The sequence below is a fragment of the Lederbergia citrisecunda genome (assembly GCF_018343695.1).
GTDB lineage: Bacteria > Bacillota > Bacilli > Bacillales > Bacillaceae_C > Lederbergia > Lederbergia citrisecunda.
On record NZ_JAGYPJ010000001.1, the window covers coordinates 4,464,473 to 4,487,195 of the forward strand.

A 22,723-nucleotide genomic window follows, 5' to 3' on the forward strand; every position below is an offset into this window, starting at 1 on the left:
ATAAATTGAAACTTTATGGGTAAATTTCTAGGAAATAGTTTCCGTCTAGCTCCAGAGCTGCGCTATTGTTCTTGTAAATAAAAAAGACTCTTCCGTTTTTCTTGTCACATAATCGTCATTGACCGTGCATATGCATTATAATATAGTTGAGTGGGTCAACTATTGATGAGGTGAATTAATTTGAACAAAGAGAAAATCCAACTAATTTTTGATCGTTATATGGATATATTTATGTTTGGTTCGAAAAGTATTTCTTCTTTAATGTCGTCACAGTTAATGGAGGAACTATCAATTGAGCAGTTTTCGCTTGTAAGATTACTTTATATGAAGGGGCCAATCCGTGCTTCGGAACTTGCTGAAAAACAACTTGTACATAAAAGTGCGATTACAGTGAGGGTTGATAAGCTCGTCAAAAAAGGAATAGTCGAGCGGCAAAGAGATGAAAATGACCGTAGAAATGTGTATTTGCGTCTTACAAAAGAAGGAACGGAATATTACGAGCATCTCGCGAACAAAATTAATGATTTCGTAGAATCCATTGTACGAAAAATACCAGAAGATGAGATGGAAAGTTTTCTTAATGTATATATGAAGATAGCTGATTATATCGAGAACTATAAGGGGGGAGAAGAATGCGGTCTGTAATACGTTTTAGATGGGCGATACTTGCTAGTTGGATTATTGCCGCAATCGTCCTTACAATGAATTCCCCCAATATGGCTCAACTTATAAGGGAGAAGGGACAACTAGAAGTAGCGGATGGTTATCCATCTAAGGTCGCTTCGGAAATTGTTGCCAAGCACTCTTCAAAGGAAAAAGGGACGAGCGCCTTTATCGCGGTTTTCCATGACGAGAAAAAGTTTTCTGATTCTCAGGTTTCCAATATTGAATCCACAATGAAAAATCTCGAAGCAAATAAATCAAAGCTTGGCATTAGTAATATCACCACACATTTTAATGATGAGGAACTTAAAGATCAATTTGTTTCGAAAAATGGAAATACAATCATTGCTTTGCTTGATGTCAAAATAGGTGACAAAGAATTAAGGGATGTCCGCGAGCAGTTGGACAAAGCGATTAAAACAAAAAGTGTCGACACATATATGACTGGAAATGCGTTGATTACGGAAGATGTCATTATCAGTTCAGAAAAAGGTCTTGCTAAGACAGAAGTCATCACAGTCATTTTTATCATGGTTATCCTTTTACTTGTGTTCCGCTCAGCTATTGCACCTTTTATTCCACTTCTAACAGTTGGAATGACGTATTTGGTGAGCCAAACGATTGTCGCATTTTTAGTAGATAAACTAAATTTCCCTGTATCCAATTTTACCCAGACTTTCATGGTCGCAGTCCTCTTTGGAATTGGAACCGACTATTGTATTTTGTTGCTCAGTCGTTATAAGGAAGAACTTTCAAATGGCCAGGATAATCAATCCGCCATCGTTACGACCTATAAAACTGCAGGGAAAACCGTTATTTTTAGTGCGTTAGCTGTTATGATTGGCTTCGCGTCTATTGGCTTTGCAACTTTTAAATTGTATCAATCGGCAGTTGGTGTTGCCGTAGGGGTATTCGTATTGATCATTGCTCTCTTTACAATTGTCCCATTTTTCATGGCTACGTTAAAAACCGCCCTTTTCTGGCCAGTAAGAAAAAATATTTCCCATTCTGAAAGTAGGCTGTGGGGCTGGATGGGAAATCTCGCTATCACAAGACCACTCATTGCGCTTGGAATTGTCGCTTTGTTCACTGTGCCTCTTCTTGTCAGCTATGACGGGGACTTGTCCTTTAATTCGCTTGATGAAATTGGGGAAGATTACGGTTCTGTAAAGGGCTTTAATCTTGTAGCAGATAACTTTGGACCAGGAGAGATCATGCCGATTCAAGTTGTCCTTGAAAATGACGATTCTATGAAATCGAAAGAGTATATAACTTTAATAGAATCGATCAGCAATAAATTAGAAAACCTTGATCATGTTCATAAGGTCCGAAGTGTAACTCGGCCGATAGGTGATAAAATTGAGGATTTCTATGTAAAAAATCAGGCGGATAAACTAGGGAAAGGAATTGGAGAAGGAACGGAAGGAATCGCTACAATCAAAGACGGATTGAATGAAGCGGCAACTTCCATTAAAGAATCCAAGCCGGAAATTGAAAAGGCAACTTCCGGAATTGGGGAGTTAAATAATGGTACGAAAAAGTTGCAGTCCGGAGTTGGAGAGCTACAAACAGCTTTAAGCACCATTGAAAATGGAATTCGTCAAGGTACAACAGGTGCTGGCGATTTGAAAAAAGGTGCTTCTGAAGCGAGTAAAAAAGCACGTGAGCTACAAGCGGGCACCGCACAATTATTGAAGGGTTACGAGCAAGCTCAAGCTGGTCTTGCCAAACTAATAAGTGAGTATGAAAAAGTGCCAGCTTTATTGCAAGGTGCACAAAACAAGATTTTGTCACTTCAGGAACCTCTCACGAAGCTAGTTCAAAATCATCCGGAAATTCAAGACGATCCGAACTTAGCTGAAATCCAAAGTATTGTAGGCGAAGCAACGAAGCAAGTTGCGATTGCAAATGGAACAGTTTCAGCGTTAAATGCGGAGTTGCAAAAAGTGAGTGGCGGGTTAAAAGAGGCCAACACTAACTTAGCTAAAATCAGTGGCGGATTAGGTGGTTTTTCTAAAGGCTTAGATGAAATTGCGAATGGATTGTCTAAGCTCGAATCCGGATTAGGTCAAGCGACAAATGGTCAGCATCAAGTTGTTAAACAAATACCTTCCATTGCATCAGGTCTTGGTGAAATTGCAAAAGGCCAGGAACAGTTAAAAACAGGATTTGGTGATATGGGTGGACAGCTTGATGAATTGAGTGACGGTCTTGCCCAAAGCAGCGAAGGTCTTGGGAAAATTGAAGATGGATTTGGAGAAGCAGAAACCTATTTAAATAAACTTGCTAATGATACGGATCTTCAGCAATCTGGCGTCTATATACCAGATGAGCTTTTAACAGATAAAGAGTTTCAAAGAGTATTTGATATTTACATGTCCAAAGACGGAAAAATGACGACAATGGATATCGTGCTTGATACAAATCCATATTCAAAGCAATCGATGGAGATGATTTCAGAAGTCGAGAAAACGGTGAAAGATGCAACGAAAAATACGAAACTAGAACAAGCAAATATAGGGATAGGCGGGGTCACGAGCATTAACCATGATCTTGAGACGATGTCCAATTCTGATTATACAAAAACAGTTACATTTATGATGATTGGGATTGTTCTTATTTTGATCATTCTGCTTCGTTCACTCGTCATGCCAGTTTATATTATTGCATCACTCTTATTAACCTATTACTCATCTATTGCGATGACAGAAGTTATATTCGTTAATATTCTAGGTTACCCTGGAATTAACTGGGTCACACCATTCTTTGGATTTGTTATCTTGATTGCCCTCGGAGTAGATTATTCTATCTTTTTGATGGATCGTTTCTCAGAATATAGAGAACTTGATGTAAAAACAGGCATGATGATTGCGATGAAAAATATGGGAACAGTTATTATGAGTGCAGCCGTTATTTTGGCAGGTACCTTTGCCGCTATGTTGCCTTCAGGCGTATTGTCGATGCTACAAATTGCAACACTAGTGCTAAGCGGCCTACTATTTTATGCTTTAATCATTTTGCCATTGTTTGTACCTGTGTTAATCAACATACTTGGAAAAGCGAACTGGTGGCCATTTATGCCGAAAAAAGATCATTAATAAATGAGTGAAAACGTCCCAAAGTGTACCTTTTGGGACGTTTCCTATTTTTATGGAATCCTCTGGATCTTGATTAAACTTTCATCATGTTTTTCAAAACATATGTTGGACATATTACGGTGTATGGAATCATTATGTTTTTATCAAAATCATAATCTACGTCTAGGCGATGAAGTTTGTACATCTATAAGCTTGCGCTTTTATTACTTACAACGAATAATAAGGAAAACAGCAAAAAATAGGGGGGAAATGCTTTGGCTCCAATCACTGAACAGGAAATTCCTATAAAAATATTAAAAACAATAGGAAAGATTGAAAAAATGACGTTTCCAGAGCAGGGATGTACGTCAAATGTAGGGATTGTTACGGGGGAAAATGGGGTTTTCGTTTTAAAAAGATCGAAAGGGGAGCGATATTCTGGATGGCTTGAACGAGAAGCTTTTATCTTAAAAAGTCTAAGTGAAACAGATCTTCCCATTCCTGTCATTCATGCATTTGAAAAGAAACCCGAACTCAATGAGTCTTGGATTTTAATGAACTTTATACAGGGCGAAACGATGGGAGAAGCGCTTCAAAAAGAACAAGATCCAGAAAAAAAGCGAAGCCTCATTTATCAATTTGGAAAGGTTCTAAAGGAGATCCACTCGACAACATGTCCAGCTGAAATTTATCAACCTGACTTAAATTGGCTCGATTATATATTTGATAAGGCTGAAATAGAGTTAAAGCTTTATGATTTAGATGGTACGCCTGAACTTTTGGAGAAGTTGAGAAGAGAAAAACCAAAGAATATTAAGCAGACTCTTATCCATGGTGATTTTACAGTTGATAATGTTCTTGTACACGATGGAAAAATAGCAGCTGTCATCGATTGGAGCGGGGGAGCATATGGAGATTCAAGGTTTGATGTTGCCCTTGCTATTCAACCCGAAGAAACTTTTTTTACAAGCGAAGAAGATAAAAAAATCTTTTTTGAGGGATATGGAGAAACGATTTTAAACGAAAAAGAATATGAGTATTTTGCGAATGGTGTATATGAATTTTTATGAGTGAAAATGGAGCGGGGCAAGACACCCCACTCCATTTTTCTTATTCAACTTGTTTGATACGTTGTCGTTGTTTTAGAGGCGACCACCAGTTTACATCGCCAAGCAGTTTCATTAAAGATGGAACTAACACCATCCTTACAATCGTAGCATCGATAAAAATAGCTAGTGCAATCGTAACTCCCATTTGCTGCACGGGAATGATGCCGGTAAAACCAAATGCACCTGTAATGACAATCATGATGGCAGCCGCAGAAGTAATGATTTTACTTGTAGAAATTAAACCTTCTAAAGTGGCCTTATCGTTATCTCCCGTTTCAAGATAAATCTCATAAATTCGAGAAATAAGGAAAACCTCGTAGTCCATACTTAGTCCAAACACGATACTGAAGGCAAAGACCGGAATCATTAACGCAATATCGGATGCATGAAAACCGAGGTGTCCCTCTTGGAAAATCCATACGATTATACCAAATGTACACCCTAAGCTAATCACATTCATCAAAATGGCTTTCAATGGAATTAAAACGGAACGGAATGCAATGAATAAGACGATATACGTTGAAATTAAGATGAAAGCCAAACTGTACACTATTTTATTTATAATTTCATCGAAAATTTCCTGGTGAAACTTTGATTCACCACCAATTTTTAATGCTAGAGCTGTTTTCTTTTTCTCCCAGTCTCTGGCCCAATCTTTTGCCTTCGGAGAAGAGTTCTTCGCGTTTAATTTTACTTGAAGTAGCGCCTCATTCCCATTTGTTAGCTGCTCGAAAGCTGGTGCCAATTGAGATTTTAGTTCAGGAACTTCAGACGCTGCAATCAGTTCTTCAGCTGACATTTGTGTTGCTGAAAAAATGGAATCTACTTCGACTACAAGAGGATCGGATTGAATGTTTTGAACGACTTTCTCCAATTTTTTCAATGAATCCTGATCTTGTATATCCTCGTCGTTGCTTGCAACAATATATACAGTCGTCTTGTCTTTGTCTCCAAAGGTTTCTTTATATTTCTCAAAAGCGGTCCTAGATTCATATGAAGTTGGCAATGCGTCGGCTTCTGGAATGGCTAACCGCATATCACCAACAGGAAGTAAACCTGTAATGAGTATGATAGTTGCAACAAGCGCCATCACGACAGGTCTTTTCATTACATAACGAGCAAATGTATGCCAGCTGCCTTCCTTTCCGTTTTTTTGTTTTAAAATCATCCACTTATTAATATATGGACCAAGGACGGATAGTAGTGCTGGTAAAAATGTATTTGCCGCTAAAACAGAAGTAAAGACAACGGCAATACCGGCTAATGCGACAGATTGAAAGACTCCGACTTGAATAAAGAGCATTCCTATTAATCCGAGAAGAACGCAGAAACCAGAAAAAAGAATAGCTCTTCCAGATGTAGAAACGGTTTTTACAATAGCCTCATCTGTCGTTTTCATTTCTAATTCTTCACGGAAACGATTCACAAAAAGAAGGGCAAAATCAATCCCAAGAGCTAAACCAATCATTGGGGTAGTATTAAGAACAAATATTGAAAGATCCAATTTATGCCCGGTAAAATAAAGCATTCCCATAGCGACAACAACACTAATAAATCCAGTGATAAGTGGTATAAGTGCAGCTATTACACCGCGAAAAGCGAATAGAAGCACAATTAATGCTATCGGAATCCCAATTAATTCCGCACGCACTAAATCCTCCTGTGCCGCATGATTCATATCATCTTCAATGACGGCTCTTCCTGTTAAACCAACAGAAAAAGACCCTTCGTCTTTAAGCTTGTCCCGCACATTTTCTATATTTTGAGGCATTTGATCTTTATTGCTAAACGAAAGAATAACAAAAGCCCGGTTGTCTTTGATTTGAGGCGAGGATTGCTGTATCTCTAAATCTTTGACTACTTTAATGCGAGACAAAGTACCTTCTATGTACTCTTTAAAATTTTGTTCTGAAGCATCATCGCTTTTTTCAAATAACAATATTAAGGAAGAGGAAGGAATATTGAAATCTTCATCCATGATTTTTTCGACTTCTTTATATGAGCCATCATATTCAAAGCCACTACCACCTAAAACAGAAGGTAGCTTTAATGCAAAAAAGCCTGAAAGTAAGAGCAACAATGTCCATATCATTAAAACTAATTTTCTATACTTAAATATTAATTTTCCGAGCTTATTCATTTTATGTCCCCTTAAAAACAATTTCGCTGATCTTATCATATCGGAAGTACAATAAGTACGCCAATAATTTCCAATGTCTTTTTGGAAATTATGTTAAGCGTATAGGAGAGATTAGTGTGCCAAATCCCCAAGATGAAAATTAATGTTTTTTCATTGAAAAGGGATATTAACATGATCTCGTCAAGTTATGAGCGGAAAAATTTGATGAGGGGTCTATATACAGAGAATAAGAAGAAAATGCCGATTCGTAGGTTCAAAGATTCAGCGTAGTGTAGAATGTTTTAAAACAAATGGTAAGAAAGAGTGTTAGATGGAAGTGAATATTAAAATGAGGGATTAATCCCCCCGTCTTTAGGTGGTAAGGAACTGATCCCGTTGCACTTTCTTCACCTATATAAAATGATAAAACACAATCGACTAACCCTCTTTTTTGAAAGAGCTCCATCTCCAGTCAGGTAAGGCAGAAATCAAGGATTTAGAAGGAGAATAGAAAATATAAAAGATTTTCTTCTAAATTTCACAACTTTATTTAAAGTCAGCCGTCTAAACTATGAATAAGAATCAGTTCCAAATTTTTCTTATAGTTTAAATTAAGAGAGAGGTGAAATTTTTGCTTGATTACAATAAACAGGAAATATCTAACTGGTACACGGATTATAGCGACTCTATTTTAAAATACATTTTTATGATGGTACGTGAGTTTTATCAGGCAGAAGATTTGACTCAAGAGACATTTGTTAAAGCTTACGTCAAAATTCAATCTTATAATCGTAGCTCTTCTCCGAAGACTTGGCTATATAGTATCGCCCATAACGTTACGATAGATCACATAAGGAAGCAGCGACCTATTATGTTGTTTAAAGAAGTTTTTCCAAACAGAAGAGATGAAGATCCATTGCCTGATGATGCGATTGTCATAAAGGAAAATGCAAAAGAACTGTATGCTGTACTTGGAGAATTGAAAACTTCATATCGTGAAATCATCATCTTAAGAAAAATTAATGAATTTTCAATTGATGAAACGTCGGAAATTTTACAATGGTCGGAAAGCAAAGTGAAATCTACATTATTTAGGGCAATGAAAGCACTAGAAAAAAAGGTTAAAAAGGAGGGGCTGCTAAATGAAATTATCGTATGATAAAAGTTTGGACCAATCATTAAAAAACTTAAACAGTCAAATAGTATGGAAGCACGAGAGGCTGGAACTTGTACATGCAAAGGTCATAAGTGAAATTGATAGGCTGCCAGTAAAAGCTAGGAGAAAAAAATATTTTTCTATCATGTCATATGGATTGGCTTTTAGCCTAATGTTACTGTTTAGTTACAATTACTTATTGCATGAGAATTTCTTTATGGACGAAAGTAATACTCAAACCAATTTAGAAAAATCAGCAGGTGCAAAACAGACAAAAGAGCAGCAAATGGCCACTAATGCAGATTATTATGAATGGAAAGAAATTGACGGGAAACGCACCCTGACTTTTACTGAATACGGATTGAAAAATTCAGTCATTCCCCTTAATGCTAAAGAAAAAATTCCTTCGATTATTAGTAACCCAATAGTATATGCAGATGAAATATACGGTAAGGGATTTGTCATGCAAGCCTTTTATCATACCGTTAACCACCATTTTATTTCTATTGATAATCATTTTAACGAAATCGGTACTGCTAATGAAACAGTCGATTATTTATTAGAGGCTTACGGAACGGAAGAATTGCAAGTTGCTAACAAACGTGCAGTAATGTCAAGTACAGGAATACAAATATATATTCCAACGGATACGTATATATGGTATATAACAGGAAAAACGAAGGAAGAGATAATAGCACTGGCAAATTTATTTAATTTTGAAGATTGATTGTGAATCCAGCTTGGATAATTCAGGCTGGTTTTTTAGTTGTGTTTTTTTGTGGTCTAGCTATTCTATGTAATTTTCTCTTAAAAAAGGATTTCAGAGTTCCATATAGAATTGTACTAACATGGTAGAGTGTCGAAATAAGGATTTAATTATTTCATCAAACATGATTAGGAGGAATCAACAAATTGAAAACGTATTCAAACTACATCGTTGGGGAATGGAAAGAATCCATAACTGGAGAAACAAGAGAAATAATAAACCCTGCCACAAGAGAAGTTGTAGGAAAATCAGCAGTTTCAACATTGGAGGATTTAGATAGAGCAGTGGAAGCAGCTGCAGAAGCAAGATTTGATTGGAGCCAGCTTTCAGGAGCGGCGAGAGGGGATTATCTTTACAAGGTTGCCAATATTCTAGAGTCAAGATTGGATGATATTGCAGAGACGATGACGAGAGAAATGGGGAAAACTTTGCCCGAAGCAAAAGGCGAAACGGCTAGGGGAGTTGCTATTTTACGCTATTATGCGGGAGAAGGAATGCGTAAAGTTGGAGATGTGATTCCTTCCTCAGACAGTGAAGCATTGATGTTTACAAAACGCGTACCTTTAGGTGTGGTAGGAATCGTTACTCCGTGGAATTTTCCAGCGGCGATTCCAATCTGGAAAATGGCACCGGCTCTCATTTATGGAAATACGGTTATCATTAAGCCGGCATCTGAAACGGCTATTACAGCCGCTAAAGTAATAGATTGCTTTCACGAAGCAGGTCTTCCGAAAGGTGTCGTCAATATGATTACCGGTTCTGGGAGTGTCATAGGAAATGGAATTGTCAATCACCCAGGAATTGCCGGGATTTCTTTTACTGGCTCAGACGTAGTTGGAAAACAAATTGCAAAAGGAGCCGTTGAAAGAGGGGCAAAGTTTCAACTTGAAATGGGCGGGAAAAATCCAGTCATTATTGCAGAAGACGCGGACCTTGATAAAGCGGTCGAAGGAACTATTAGTGGCGCATTCCGTTCGACAGGACAAAAATGTACGGCAACTAGTCGGGTTCTCGTACATAGAAATATAAAACAGGCCTTTGTAGACAAACTTCTTTCAGCTTCCGAATCAATCAAAGTCGGAAACGGATTGGAAGATGGGGTTTGGATGGGCCCGTGTTCTTCCGAGGCACAAATGGAAACTGTTCTTTCTTATATTGAAAAAGGAAAGCAAGAGGGAGCTAGACTTCTTTTTGGTGGCAATAGATTAACAGGTTCAGATTATGACCAAGGCTATTATATAGAGCCAACTATTTTTGATGATGTTGACAGTAAGATGCAAATTGCCCAAGAAGAGATTTTTGGACCTGTCATTGCCATTATTCCATTTGATGACCTAGAAGAAGCTTTTACATTGGCCAATGATACACAGTTTGGGTTAAGCGCCTCTATTTATACGGAAAATGTAGGTGCAATGTTAAAGTTTATTGATCGCGTTGATGCAGGACTTGTAAGAATCAATGCTGAGACGGCAGGTGTCGAACTTCAAGCTCCTTTTGGAGGGATGAAGAGTTCAAGTTCCCACTCGCGGGAACAAGGAGAAGCTGCAATAGAATTCTACACATCTATTAAAACAGTGTTTGTGAAAAGTTAATTTTATAAAAGATAGGAGATCAGATCATGAGAATCATTCGTTATGCGGAATCGGAAATGTCACAATTGGCTGCAGTAAAAGAAGATTCGAAGATTTATCCATTGCCTTATCAAGACTTTCAAGAACTACTGAAAACATGTGAGGAACAACAAAAGAACTGTCTGACATTGATTAATGAAGTGTTAGATGGAATAGATCCCATTCAAAAATCAATAGATGAATTAGACCTTAAACTCCCAATCAATGCCCAGGAAGTTTGGGCAAGCGGGGTTACGTATTTAAGAAGTAAAGACGCCAGAAACTATGAATCTCAAGGAAGTGAACCGACCGTTTCTTATTATGACAAAGTTTATGTAGCGGAACGGCCGGAACTTTTTCTAAAATCAACAGATAAAAGAACAATTGGACCCAACGAGCCACTTTACTTACGTTCTGATTCAACATGGCAAATTCCGGAACCAGAGTTAGGGCTTGTCATAGATGGTGCTGGAAATATTGTCGGATACACAATTGGAAATGATATGAGCTGCCGGGATATTGAAGGGGAGAATCCGCTGTATTTACCGCAAGCGAAAATGTGGAAGCATTCATGTTCAATTGGCCCTGCGATTTTACTAGCAGAGACGGTTGAGGACCCTTATGCGTTTGATATTAACTGTAGAATCTTACGGAATGGTGAAAAGGTTTTTGAAGATGCGGCCTGTACTTCTCAATTAAAAAGACGATACGAAGAATTAGTCGAATTTTTAAAGAGAGATAATGAATTATTCCCTAGTACTATCTTGCTAACAGGCACCTGTATCGTACCTCCAAACGATTTTACGTTAAACGATGGTGATGTAGTCGAAATTGAGATTTCAGGCATTGGTTTATTGCGAAATCCAGTGGCAGCGCAATAAGGGGGTATGGAAATGGATCAGTTATTATCAACCGCGTCTGAAACCATCGATAATATCCAAACAAAAGCAAAAGGCCCAGAAGGAAAGCTTCCGTTAACCGATTATATGCTACGAAACTCCCCGAGTGGCGACTTATTTGGATTGTCTCAAAATGTAGGAATGGGCTGGTCACCAAATAATCTGCGGGGAAAAGAAATATTACTCCTTAGTACACAAGGCGGCATGAAGGATAGTAACGGATTTCCCATTGCGTTGGGGTACCATACCGGCCATTGGGAAGTCGATCAATTGATGAAGGAAGCAGCAATGGAAATTAATCGTTCCGGCGGAATTCCTTTTGCTGCTTATGTAAGTGACCCATGTGATGGAAGATCCCAAGGAACGAGTGGGATGTTTGATTCTTTTCCATACCGAAATGATGCTGCGATCGTGTATCGCAGATTGATTCGTTCTCTCCCGACGCGGAAGGCAGTTGTGGGAATCGCGACATGTGATAAAGGCTTGCCTGCCATGATGCTAGCACTCGCTGCCATGCATGAACTACCAACTGTTATCATACCAGGAGGAGTCACACTTCCACCTGAGTATGGGGAAGATGCTGGGAAAATACAAACGATCGGTGCACGATATTCCGCTAATGAAATTACACTTGAAGAAGCTGCGGAAATGGGGTGCAGAGCATGCGCAACGCCTGGTGGAGGGTGTCAATTTTTAGGGACGGCTGCAACTGCTCAAGTGGTTAGTGAAGCACTCGGATTGTCACTGCCGCATTCCGCTCTAGCGCCATCAGGACAAGATATTTGGCGGGAGATGGCAAGGAATTCAGCACGAGCTGTTATTGAAATGGAAAAAAGCCGAATCACAACGAAGGATATTATAACGGATGCTTCCATCCATAATGCAATGGTTGTCCATGCTGCATTCGGAGGCTCTACGAATTTACTTTTACATATCCCAGCTATTGCACATGCGGCGGGATGCACAATTCCAACTGTAGAAGATTGGATTAAAGTAAACCGACAAACTCCAAGGCTAGTAAGCGTCCTTCCGAATGGGCCAGAATACCATCCAACTATTCGTGCTTATTTAGCTGGTGGAGTTCCAGAAGTGATGCTTCATTTAAGAAACTTAGGATTATTAAATGAAGATGTCATGACTGTAACGGGAAAAACACTTCGTGAGAATCTAGACTGGTGGGAGCAATCTGAACGAAGAAGACAAATGAAACAGCGATTAAAACTATCTGACGGTATTGAGGCGCATGAAGTCATCATGTCAAAGGAACAAGCTGAAAAGAAAGGAATGACATCGACCATTACTTTTCCGACAGGAAATATTGCTCCTGAAGGATCCGTTATCAAGTCAACTTCTATCGATAAAGAAAAAATTGACGCGAATGGGGTTTTTTATCATAAAGGTGAAGCAAAAGTATTTACAAGCGAAAGAGATGGCATAAGGGCAATTAGGCAGGGGAAAATCGTGGCGGGTGATATTATGATTGTCTCCGGATGCGGACCGCTCGGAACTGGTATGGAGGAAACATATCAATTAACGTCCGCATTAAAGCATCTGTCCTTTGGAAAGCATGTGACGTTGATTACGGATGCAAGATTCTCTGGAGTTTCAACAGGAGCTTGTATCGGGCATGTCGGTCCTGAAGGGTTGGCAGATGGTCCAATTGGAAAACTACGAGATGGAGATGTTGTGGAAGTAATGATTGATACTGTTCACTTAGAAGGAAGAGTTAACTTTTTAGGCACGAAAGATCATCCAGTTACTCCTGAAGTAGGTGCAAACATTCTATGCGAGCGGAAACCAAATGATTTGAAGCCAGCAGATGGCTTGCCAGACGATACTCGGTTATGGGCAGCATTGCAAAAGGTAAGTGGTGGCACTTGGCGTGGAAGTATTTATGATGTGGATCGGATTATAGAAGTATTAGAAGCTGGTGAAAAGGCGTTGAGTAAGGGCATGAATGAGGTAGAGGTCCCCTTGAACGAATAGTGTTTCCTACTATTTTGACTGAGCAAATCTAATGCTTAGTCCTTTTTTATTTTACTGGAAGGAAAATACCTACTTTTGAAGAATAGTAAGAAGGATACATTGTCTCAATCTTTACAGAAGTGGAGGTTCTAAAGTTGAGCTATCGTTTTAAGCAAGAAGAAATCGAAAATATTATCAATCATTTTGATAAAAATTTTTATGAAAAAGTTTTAAGAGATATTGAAGTGTATGCTGAAAAATGGTCGTTAACCTCTTTTCAATTTATCCCTTCCTATTCCGCGAACATCGTTTTTACATGTTTTTCGGAGAATTTAGGTAGTGTTGTGCTTAAAATCGGAAATTCAAATTCAAGAGAAATTTTTACAGAATTCAATACATTACATGAATACGATGGAAGAAGATTTTGCAGAGTTTTTGATGCTGATATTGAAAATGGTGTGATATTAGAAGAATGTATAAAACCGGGGATTCCTCTAAGGGATGAGAGTTCTTTAGATAAAAGATTATCCGTTTTTTCATTACTTTATAAAGACTTACATCAAACGCCTGCAAATGCAGAAATGTATCCAACTTATACAGAGTGGGTCGATAAAATAACGAAATACATGAGCCAGCGACAAGATTGTAAAGAATTATATTTGTTTATGAAAAAAGCACAAGATATATGCTATTCTCTGTCTAGTATGTATAAAAAAAGAATGTTGCTTCACGGAGATTTTCACCATGATAATATTCTGCTAGGAAATGGTGAAGAATATAGAATCATCGATCCGAAAGGAGTCGTTGGTGATCCTATCTTCGATGTGCCACGTTTTATATTAAATGAATTTGGCGATGAAATAACTCCGGAATTATATGAGAAAATAAACTATATCATCAATGTTTTAGAAAAAAGCCTAGATATTCCAAATAAGATTATTAGGGAATGCCTTTTTGTAGAAACTGCAATGGGGATTTGTTGGCAAGTTGAAGACGGCTCAACTCCTGAAGAATACGATGATTTAGTAAAAACTGTTGCTTTTGCAGAAGCAACTATGGACAATTAAAGCAGAAAAATACCGCTTTTTGAGCGGTATTTTCGTTTAAATAATATTATTATAATAATCAATCAAACTAGGCAACCAATCCTTCAAGTTACTAAACTCATAGCCCAGATCCGTCGCCTTCGTGTTATCCATCGTCCAAGTTTCTTTTATTCCGTAAGGCGAACGGTTTTCATCCGTTATACTATTCGTCAATATAGGACTTTTACCAGTTTTGGATTCAATAAGGTTAACTAATTCTGTTAATTGAATGTCTCCATTTGCACATGCGTTGACTGGTCCTGTAAATGCCTGCGACCCAATCCATGCAAGAAATTCACCAGCTTCACGGGCAGAAATAAAGTTAAGTCGTGCCTCTAGGTTTGGCATTCCGATTTCTTCTTCGCTTTTTATTTTTTTTACATGGAAAAGCAGTCGCTCTGTATAATCTTCTTCACCTTGAACAATTGGAATGCGTACTGCCACTGCTGGTAATCCAGTTTTCGCGAATAGAGCTGTTTCCGCAAGCTTCTTTCCTTCACCATATGAAACATCCTTACTATTTACCTCTTTTAGAGGATATGTATATGGATTGAATTCCTCTTCATTAAGGTTATTCCCATATTCATACACAGCCATGGTAGAGGTGAATACATACTTTCCTACTTTATCTTTCAACGCTTCATACGCAATATTGATATCCTCCGAAGAGTATCCAATTTGATCATAGACAACATCGAAGTGTAATCCTTCACAAGCTGATTTTAATGAGTCTATGTCATACCGATCAGCTATAAGTTGATTTACTTTATCCCCAAATGGATTACCGCTGTTTCCTCTCGTAGCGATAGTTACGTTGACTCCTTTGGCAAGTAAGCTGCGAACAAGTTCTTTTCCAAAAAAGCGGGTTCCGCCAAGTACTAATGCTGTTTTCATAGTTTTGTCTCCTTTTTTAATGAACTTATAGGATTCTTCTTTTTAGTTAATAATACTATTTTTGGTAAAAGTATTTAAACATTGTACTCTTTTCATTTATTTTATATGTATTAACAAAAATTTAATAGAACTAAATAAAATGATTCTAAGTACCTTTTTCTTAATCTCAAATAAAAATGCAGGACATTTAAAATAATTGTGGAAGTTTCTATATGAATTGTAGAAACTTTGAAGTTAATGTTGTGGAAAGAACATCTTTGTAGAAATTTCAATTTTATCCGTCAAGGAGATGATCATCATAAAAATCGTGATTGCACCAGATTCATTTAAAGGTAGCGTTTCAGCGATAGATGCCGCTTTAGCAATTGAAAAAGGAGTAAAAAATGCTTTCCCGAATGCTAAAACAGTGATGCTTCCAGTAGCAGATGGTGGAGAAGGTACGCTGGAAACTTTAGTAACGGTAACAGATGGACAAAAGGTACATACAAAAGTGAAAGGTCCTCATGGAAAAGAGGTTAATGCCTATTTCGGAGTACTTGGAGACCAATCTACCTGTGTCATTGAAATGGCAGTCGCCTCTGGTCTTAATTTAATCGAGGAAAGTGAAAGAAACCCATTGTTGACCACTACATATGGGACAGGAGAACTAATTAATGCGGCATTGGATAAAGGATACCGTAACTTTGTTCTTGCGATAGGTGGGTCGGCAACAAATGACGGTGGGGTAGGCATGCTGCAAGCACTTGGCATGCAGTTTAAAGATAAAGATGGAAATGAGATTGGATATGGTGGTGGGGAGTTAGGAAAAATTCATCACATCTCCACTGAACATTTCGATCAAAGAATTAAAGAAAGTACATTTTTAATCGCTTCAGATGTTGAAAATCCTTTAGTAGGTGAACAAGGGGCTAGCTATGTTTTTGGTCCACAGAAAGGTGCAACTGATGAGATGGTGAAAGTATTAGATCAGAACCTCTTACACTATGCAAATCTTGTGGAAGATATAACAGGAGTAAGGTTGCATGATATGCCAGGTGCAGGAGCTGCAGGAGGCATTGGAGGCTCCTTTTTAGCATTTTTCCCTTCTGACATGAAAAGAGGAATCGAAGTGGTGTTAGAGTATGCTAAATTTGACGAATCACTAAATGATGCTGATTTAGTAATTACAGGCGAAGGAAAAGTGGACTTTCAAACCGCATATGGAAAAACGCCAATGGGGGTCTCACAAGCTGCTCAAAAGAAGGGAATACCGACCATCATCCTTGCAGGTTCAGTTGGGGAGAATATTCAAAACCTTTATCAATATGGAGTCGTCGGCATTTTTAGCATCATCAATCAACCAATGTCACTAGATGAGGCAATGAAGGAAGCGGAAAGTTTACTTGAAACGAGCGTAGAACAAATATGTAGGACGTATTTTTGGAATCAAGTGAATCAGTAAACGCAGTTAACTTTATGGACAGCATAGTTTGATAAACCTTGAATAGGACTGGGTTTGGGAGTTTTAGTGAAGTTCCTGACTTAGTACTGTGATTATTCAATGGTGTGCTTCTCTTTTAGCAATTGGTTTTGTTTATTTGCTAAACATAAAGCTGAAGAAGCCAACAAAAATTGAAATATTTCTATTTACAGATGTAAATTTTATTAACACTCTTACATTGTAAAAGTTGCTTGCTAGAGGTACATATATCGCAAGAATGGTCGTGAGAATATGATGAAGAAAGTGGTATTTATAAATCTACTGATCATCTTAATTTTCACTTTAGCTGCATGTAATACAAGCGAAGGTGAAATTAATAGTGCTGGTGCTGTCAGTGGATCTAAAGAAGGTACCAAGCTATTCGTCAAAGGAGTAGGGAATGTAGATGTGCTGGATAGCCACGGAGGCATTGAAGGGTTGGAAAGAATGAGAAGTTTTTATGACAATATGCAAAATGCTGTTCCGTCTGGTTTACGAATTGTTCACTACACAATTGAGGGAGCACCAATTGTTACAGATCTAAAATATAACGGTGAATCGCTTGAAGTAAAATATGATAGTACCCGAGATGCATTTGGAAGCGGGGAAATAACAACCAATCGTTGTGGCAATATGGTTGAGGAAGTAAATCCAACCAATACCTCCTACATCGCAATCGATTGTAAAAATGGACCCTATGGAATGGAAGAAATCTTGGGAATACGATACAACATGAGTCAACAGGATTTATTTGAATTTGAACTAAAATACGGAGGAAACAAGGAAAGCGAAATTAATACGAAAACAAATACGGTAAAAAAGGAATCAAATGTTAATGGCTTTGACCTGCCGGCAAGTGTAAAGCAAGAAGTGTACAAAAGATTAGTTTTCGCGAATTACTTAGACGAAAAAGATTTGGAAACGACTTGCGAGTCTAAAGAAGAGAAGAGTTATTATTTAAAAGTTTATATTAACGGAGGAGAGCGCGAATTATCTTGGTCTGCTTGTGATCAAAGCCTTGATGGTACGAAGCTTACTAAAATAGCAGAGTATATTATCGAACAATCCGAAACGAAGCATAGTGAAAATCAAGAAATGACAGTTCAAGGTTATGTGCTCCAAGTGAAGGATAATACATTGTTAATCGGCGAAGATCTTAATAGGCTAGACTATGAATGGCTCAAAGATGAAATCGATCAAATAGACCTAGATGCTTATATCTTTGACTTTATCATCTTAGAAGGTGCTAATTTAGAGGAGTTTAAGGTAGGAGATAAAATAAAAGCAAGTATAGAAGGAAATATAACAGGCGCTAAACCAGGTAGAGGAGAAGTAAAGGATATTAAAAAATTAGAAGTTTATTAAATAAAAGTAAAAAAAGTAATCCTGTACTAGTACTTAAAACGAATTTTCATTATTAATCAGGCCAACCTATAAGTAGGAGGGATTGATTGTGGGAATTCGTATTTTATTACTGCTAGTCTTCATTTGCTTCCTTTTACCGACATTAGCCCGTGCAGAAGTTCCATTCACAGCTGCATTTATCCGTGACCATCAGCTATGGATCAAAAAGGGAGAACAAGAAATACAAGCCACAAAGAACCGATATGTGTATTCGCCAAAATGGTCATATGATGGTCGTTTTATTGCTTATATTGATGGTGACGAGCAGGGAGAAAAATCTAGTTTGTTCATATATGATACAAAGGAAAACGAAAGCTATCAGCCATATATAAGGGTAGAAACATCAGACTTTAAATGGTCCCCGATAAAAAATCAATTGGCTTACAATGCTCAAGGGATATTAAATGTTACAAAAATGAAGAATGGCCGCCCATATGGATTTGAAAATGTCTCTTTAGGGGTAAGTGGCTTTGAATGGTTTCCGAATGGGAAGGAATTTATTGTTTCCTCACAATCTGCTTTACGTCCTACTGGTTGGGGGCCAATCCCGCTTTTTAGAATCCCAGTCGATGCCAATCTCGATGCTGATAAAATGAAGCCTTTTTATACCATAAAAACAAATACACCCGATTTGTTTGCTATTGACGCTGATTACTTTAAGTGGAGTTCTAATGGAAAGTGGGTTAGTTTTTTAGCGATTCCTACTGCTTCCTGGGCAAACGATAGTAATACATTATGTGTTTTATCATCAGAAGGAGAAAAGTTTCTGTCAATAGGAAAAATGCTTTGGTATAGAGACTGGTTTAAATGGGCTCCTACAGCAAATCAACTAGCTTATATATCAGGAGAGGGAAGATTTTTCGTTGAAAATAAGAAAACCACTGTTGCCGACATACCCATCTCCAAGCACCAAAAGGAGTATACACCTTTAGGTTATGTAGACCTTAACTTAGAATGGTACTCTTCGGACGTGGTGATTGTCGCTCGTGCAAAAGAGAATAAAGAGTGGAAGGAAGGGCCTGTTCCAACGATGTTTACAGCACTTTATGCAATCAACATCAAATCAGAACAACAACAACAAATCTCGTTTCCTGCTAAGACTGAACTTGATACAGATCCGCAAGTTGTTGGATCAAATCTTACATGGTTTCGAAAAAACTCAAAGGAGAATATAGCTGATATTTGGGTTAAGGATGGCCTAAATGGTAAAGAGCACATATGGATAAAGAATGTCGATTCTGCTCCTTCGTTTTTTACACAAAAGTAAATTACCCCCGTTCTAAAATAGGGACGGGGGTATATATGTTTTACATGGTTTCTCTTGACGCTTTACTATAAAATCAGAATTGATGAATAATGATATTCTCCCCTTATTAGAAAATATGATATCTTTATAGATACATGGAAGGAGAATGCGTGTGGATCCTATATTAATAGAGAAAAAACAAAACCTAATCAATATTTTACAAGATATGGATGATGTGTTGGTCGCTTTTTCAGGAGGCGTTGATAGTACATTTCTCTTGGCAATAGCAAAAGAAGCCCTTGGTGACAAGCTATTATCCGTGACTGCCGCGTCGGAGACATTTCCGGATCGTGAGTTTCAATTGGCGAAAAGTCTTGCCGCTGAGCTTCAAGTTCAACATATTGAAACACGGGTCAATGAACTTGCAGATGCCGAATTTGTAAAAAATGATTCAAACCGTTGTTTCCATTGTAAAAACGGATTATATAATCATCTTCTTGAATTAGTTTCGAAGTACGGAGATCGTTACACGATTGTCGATGGATCTATCATGGATGATCTTGGTGAGCATAGACCAGGGATGCATGCTGCTAGAGCCTTGGGTGTTCGAAGTCCACTCCAAGAAGCGAATTTTTATAAAGAAGAAATAAGAACGCTTTCAAAAGAAATGGGCTTAAGAACATGGAATAAACCATCATTTGCATGCCTTTCCTCAAGAATTCCATATGGAACGATAATCACGAAAGAAAAAATCAATCAGCTTGATTTAGCAGAGGATTTTTTACTTGGCCTTGGATTATATCAAGTTCGTGTTCGCCATCATGATAAAATTGCTAGAATTGAAGTCGATCAACAAGATATGAAAAAAGTGGTCGAGCAACATGAAATAATTGTTAACGCTTTAAAATCATTTGGCTTTTCCTATGTGGCCCTTGATTTACAAGGATACCGCTCGGGAAGTATGAATGAAGTATTGAAAGAAAAGGCGTCCATATGAAACATTCAATGGAACATATTTTAGAGGCGGTACAAAAAGGGGAGCTTTCCGTTCAAGATGCCATAGAAAAACTAAAGCCTCAAGAAGAACTGGGCTATGCCACATTGGATTTGCAAAGAGAGGCTAGAACGGGGTTCCCAGAGGTAATATATGGTGAAGGCAAGACAAGTGAACAAATTTTTGGGATTTTTAATAAGCTTATGGAGCACCATGATAAGGTTTTAGCGACAAGAGTTAGTATGGATAAGGCCAATTATGTTTTAGAAAAATTACACATAAAGTACCCAAATCAAACCTTTTATTATCACGAAGCAGCTAGTACCCTCCATTGGATTAATTCCACATTCCAAGAAAAATGGAAAAAAGGTTATATTGCTGTTGTGTGCGCAGGTACATCAGATCTTCCAGTTGCGGAGGAAGCAGCCATTACCGCCGAATTAATGGGCAATAAAGTGGAACGAATTTATGATATTGGCGTAGCAGGCATTCATCGTCTGTTAAATAAGGCTCGTTTAATAGAAGATGCAAACGTTGTTATTGTTGTTGCTGGAATGGAAGGAGCATTAGCGAGTGTTGTCGGCGGACTCGTTTCCAAGCCTGTCATTGCTGTTCCAACTAGCGTCGGTTATGGAGCTAGTATGAATGGGATAGCAGCACTTTTAGCTATGCTTAGCAGCTGTGCGAGCGGAGTTTCAGTAGTTAATATAGATAACGGATTTGGAGCGGGCTATTTTGCCGCGACTTTAACAAATACGATAGAGCAAGCTGTAGAAAAGGCGTTAGCAGGAAAGGGAGAAAACGAATGAAGGCTTTATATATTGATTGTTTCTCAGGAATTAGCGGCGATATGATGGTAGGCGCATTAATTGACGCTGGCGCCTCCCCTGAAAAAATTGAAAGCGAATTAAAGAAGCTGAATGTATCAGGTTATGAAATTAAATGTTCACGGGTGATTAAAGAGGGAATTAGCTCGATTAAGTTTGATGTTATCGTTGATGAAGAGCATTCACATGAGCACGACCATCATCACGGGCATCACCACCATGATCAAAACCATCACGAGCACAGTCATGATCACGGACACCATCACCATAATCATGACCACTCGCATCACGAGAATAACCACGCTCACAGCCATAACCATGATGGACATCACCATGGTCACGACCATTCCCACGATGGGCACCATCATCACCATCACAGCCGTTATGCGGATATTGTTAAGCTTATTGACGAGTCGGAGCTTAGCCCAAAGGTGAAGGAACGAAGTAAACAAATCTTTGCACCAATTGCGAAGTCAGAGTCGAAAATACATAATATGTCCATTGAAGATGTGCATTTTCACGAAGTTGGGGCAGTTGATTCTATTGTCGACATTGTCGCAACTGCAATCGCGCTGGAAGAGTTGGAAATTGAAAAAATCACTACATCTCATGTCCCGCTAGGCTCTGGAAAAATTCGCATTTCACATGGAATCTATCCTGTTCCGGCACCGGCGACACTCGACATGATGAAAAATGTCCCGATTGCTCCGAGCGATTTGCCGTATGAATTGACAACGCCTACGGGAGCGGGGATTGTCGTTAGCCAATCAGATTCCTATGGAACTATGCCTGCGATGAAAATATCCTCAATTGGTTATGGCGCAGGTACACGAAATATTCCTGGTCGCCCGAACGTATTAAGAGTAATGGTCGGTGAATTATTGGAAGGAAATGAGCATATCGTAGGGAAGCAAGAAACAATAACGGTACTTGAATGCCATATGGATGATATGACGGGTGAAGCCTTCGGATATGTTATGGAAAAATTACTGAAAGAAGGGGCACTTGACGTATATTACACACCTATTTTTATGAAAAAAAATCGACCAGGTACGCTAGTCACTGTTCTTGCACCTGAAAATCGCGAGGCAAAATTAACTGAGATTTTATTCAAGGAAACGACAACGCTAGGCGTTCGTAAAAATTCGTGGTCACGAAGTATTTTAGATCGCAATATTATCGTAGCAGAGACTGCATTTGGTCCTATTAAGATTAAACAAGCGTTAAAAAAAGGTGTCGTTATTAGAGAAGTTCCAGAATATGAAGATGTAAAAAAAGCAGCTTTGGAACATGGTGTAGCTTTTCAAGAAGTGTACAATGCTACATTAAGAACAACATTTAATTAGAAAAGTGTCAGAGCCTTGCTCATTGCTGTTCAGCTCCGCACAATGTGGGGCTGTCTACGTTCCTACAATATGTGGAGCTTTTTGGCGATGTTCTTTTGATTAGG

17 protein-coding genes are annotated in these 22,723 nt (G+C 38.3%); 15 read left to right on the forward strand and 2 right to left on the reverse strand.

The window, feature by feature from the left end:
* Window positions 1-180: 180 nt before the first annotated feature.
* The 3 genes from KHA93_RS21770 to KHA93_RS21780 all read left to right on the forward strand — a co-directional run bounded on the left by KHA93_RS21770 (window position 181) and on the right by KHA93_RS21780 (window position 4,810).
* The gene (locus KHA93_RS21770) at window positions 181-645 is read left to right on the forward strand and encodes a MarR family winged helix-turn-helix transcriptional regulator (RefSeq protein ID WP_213112637.1); all 465 of its coding nucleotides are present in this window, start codon (window positions 181-183) and stop codon (window positions 643-645) included.
* Window positions 633-3,761 carry an MMPL family transporter gene (locus KHA93_RS21775; RefSeq protein ID WP_213112638.1) on the forward strand — a complete coding sequence of 1,043 codons (3,129 nt, stop codon included), beginning with the start codon at window positions 633-635 and terminating at the stop codon, window positions 3,759-3,761. The genes KHA93_RS21770 and KHA93_RS21775 overlap by 13 nt, the downstream gene beginning before the upstream one ends.
* Window positions 3,762-4,015: 254 nt before the next feature.
* Window positions 4,016-4,810, forward strand: coding sequence for a phosphotransferase family protein (locus KHA93_RS21780; protein WP_213112639.1), 795 nt, complete (start codon window positions 4,016-4,018; stop codon window positions 4,808-4,810).
* Between the two features lie 40 nt (window positions 4,811-4,850).
* Here KHA93_RS21780 and KHA93_RS21785 read toward each other — a convergent pair whose 3' ends face one another.
* A complete protein-coding gene (locus KHA93_RS21785; RefSeq protein WP_213112640.1) occupies window positions 4,851-6,989 on the reverse strand; it encodes an MMPL family transporter in 2,139 nt (712 codons plus the stop codon).
* Window positions 6,990-7,599: 610 nt separating this feature from the next.
* Here KHA93_RS21785 and KHA93_RS21790 point away from each other — a divergent pair.
* The 6 genes from KHA93_RS21790 to KHA93_RS21815 all read left to right on the forward strand — a co-directional run bounded on the left by KHA93_RS21790 (window position 7,600) and on the right by KHA93_RS21815 (window position 14,431).
* Entirely contained in the window at window positions 7,600-8,127 is a 528-nt protein-coding gene (locus KHA93_RS21790; RefSeq protein WP_233711272.1) for an RNA polymerase sigma factor, read from the forward strand.
* Window positions 8,111-8,851, forward strand: coding sequence for a hypothetical protein (locus KHA93_RS21795; protein WP_213112641.1), 741 nt, complete (start codon window positions 8,111-8,113; stop codon window positions 8,849-8,851). The genes KHA93_RS21790 and KHA93_RS21795 overlap by 17 nt, the downstream gene beginning before the upstream one ends.
* A gap of 176 nt (window positions 8,852-9,027) precedes the next feature.
* The gene (gene gucD, locus KHA93_RS21800) at window positions 9,028-10,482 is read left to right on the forward strand and encodes an alpha-ketoglutaric semialdehyde dehydrogenase GucD (RefSeq protein WP_213113086.1); all 1,455 of its coding nucleotides are present in this window, start codon (window positions 9,028-9,030) and stop codon (window positions 10,480-10,482) included.
* Window positions 10,483-10,508: 26 nt separating this feature from the next.
* Window positions 10,509-11,381, forward strand: coding sequence for a fumarylacetoacetate hydrolase family protein (locus KHA93_RS21805; protein WP_213112642.1), 873 nt, complete (start codon window positions 10,509-10,511; stop codon window positions 11,379-11,381).
* 6 nt (window positions 11,382-11,387) lie between these two features.
* Window positions 11,388-13,385, forward strand: a complete 1,998-nt coding sequence (locus KHA93_RS21810; protein WP_213112643.1) for a YjhG/YagF family D-xylonate dehydratase — start codon at window positions 11,388-11,390, stop codon at window positions 13,383-13,385.
* A 134-nt stretch (window positions 13,386-13,519) separates the two neighbouring features.
* A complete protein-coding gene (locus KHA93_RS21815; protein WP_233711276.1) occupies window positions 13,520-14,431 on the forward strand; it encodes an aminoglycoside phosphotransferase family protein in 912 nt (303 codons plus the stop codon).
* A 36-nt stretch (window positions 14,432-14,467) separates the two neighbouring features.
* On the opposite strand, the gene KHA93_RS21820 is transcribed toward KHA93_RS21815, so the two are convergent.
* Window positions 14,468-15,343, reverse strand: a complete 876-nt coding sequence (locus KHA93_RS21820; protein ID WP_213112645.1) for an NAD-dependent epimerase/dehydratase family protein — start codon at window positions 15,341-15,343, stop codon at window positions 14,468-14,470.
* Between the two features lie 298 nt (window positions 15,344-15,641).
* Here KHA93_RS21820 and KHA93_RS21825 point away from each other — a divergent pair, with 298 nt between their 5' ends.
* The 6 genes from KHA93_RS21825 to larC all read left to right on the forward strand — a co-directional run bounded on the left by KHA93_RS21825 (window position 15,642) and on the right by larC (window position 22,619).
* Complete coding sequence (locus tag KHA93_RS21825; protein WP_213113087.1) at window positions 15,642-16,784, forward strand: glycerate kinase; 1,143 nt, start codon at window positions 15,642-15,644, stop codon at window positions 16,782-16,784.
* Window positions 16,785-17,054: 270 nt separating this feature from the next.
* Window positions 17,055-18,167 carry a DUF4362 domain-containing protein gene (locus KHA93_RS21830; RefSeq protein ID WP_233711278.1) on the forward strand — a complete coding sequence of 371 codons (1,113 nt, stop codon included), beginning with the start codon at window positions 17,055-17,057 and terminating at the stop codon, window positions 18,165-18,167.
* An 88-nt stretch (window positions 18,168-18,255) separates the two neighbouring features.
* The gene (locus tag KHA93_RS21835; protein WP_213112646.1) at window positions 18,256-19,473 is read left to right on the forward strand and encodes a translocation protein TolB; all 1,218 of its coding nucleotides are present in this window, start codon (window positions 18,256-18,258) and stop codon (window positions 19,471-19,473) included.
* Between the two features lie 151 nt (window positions 19,474-19,624).
* Window positions 19,625-20,449, forward strand: coding sequence for an ATP-dependent sacrificial sulfur transferase LarE (gene larE / locus KHA93_RS21840; protein ID WP_349772330.1), 825 nt, complete (start codon window positions 19,625-19,627; stop codon window positions 20,447-20,449).
* Window positions 20,446-21,255: a nickel pincer cofactor biosynthesis protein LarB gene (larB, locus tag KHA93_RS21845; protein WP_213112648.1), complete on the forward strand. Its 810-nt coding sequence runs from the start codon at window positions 20,446-20,448 to the stop codon at window positions 21,253-21,255. Before larE ends, larB begins: the two co-directional genes overlap by 4 nt.
* Complete coding sequence (gene larC, locus KHA93_RS21850; RefSeq protein WP_213112649.1) at window positions 21,252-22,619, forward strand: nickel pincer cofactor biosynthesis protein LarC; 1,368 nt, start codon at window positions 21,252-21,254, stop codon at window positions 22,617-22,619. Before larB ends, larC begins: the two co-directional genes overlap by 4 nt.
* The last annotated feature ends 104 nt before the right edge of the window (window positions 22,620-22,723 follow it).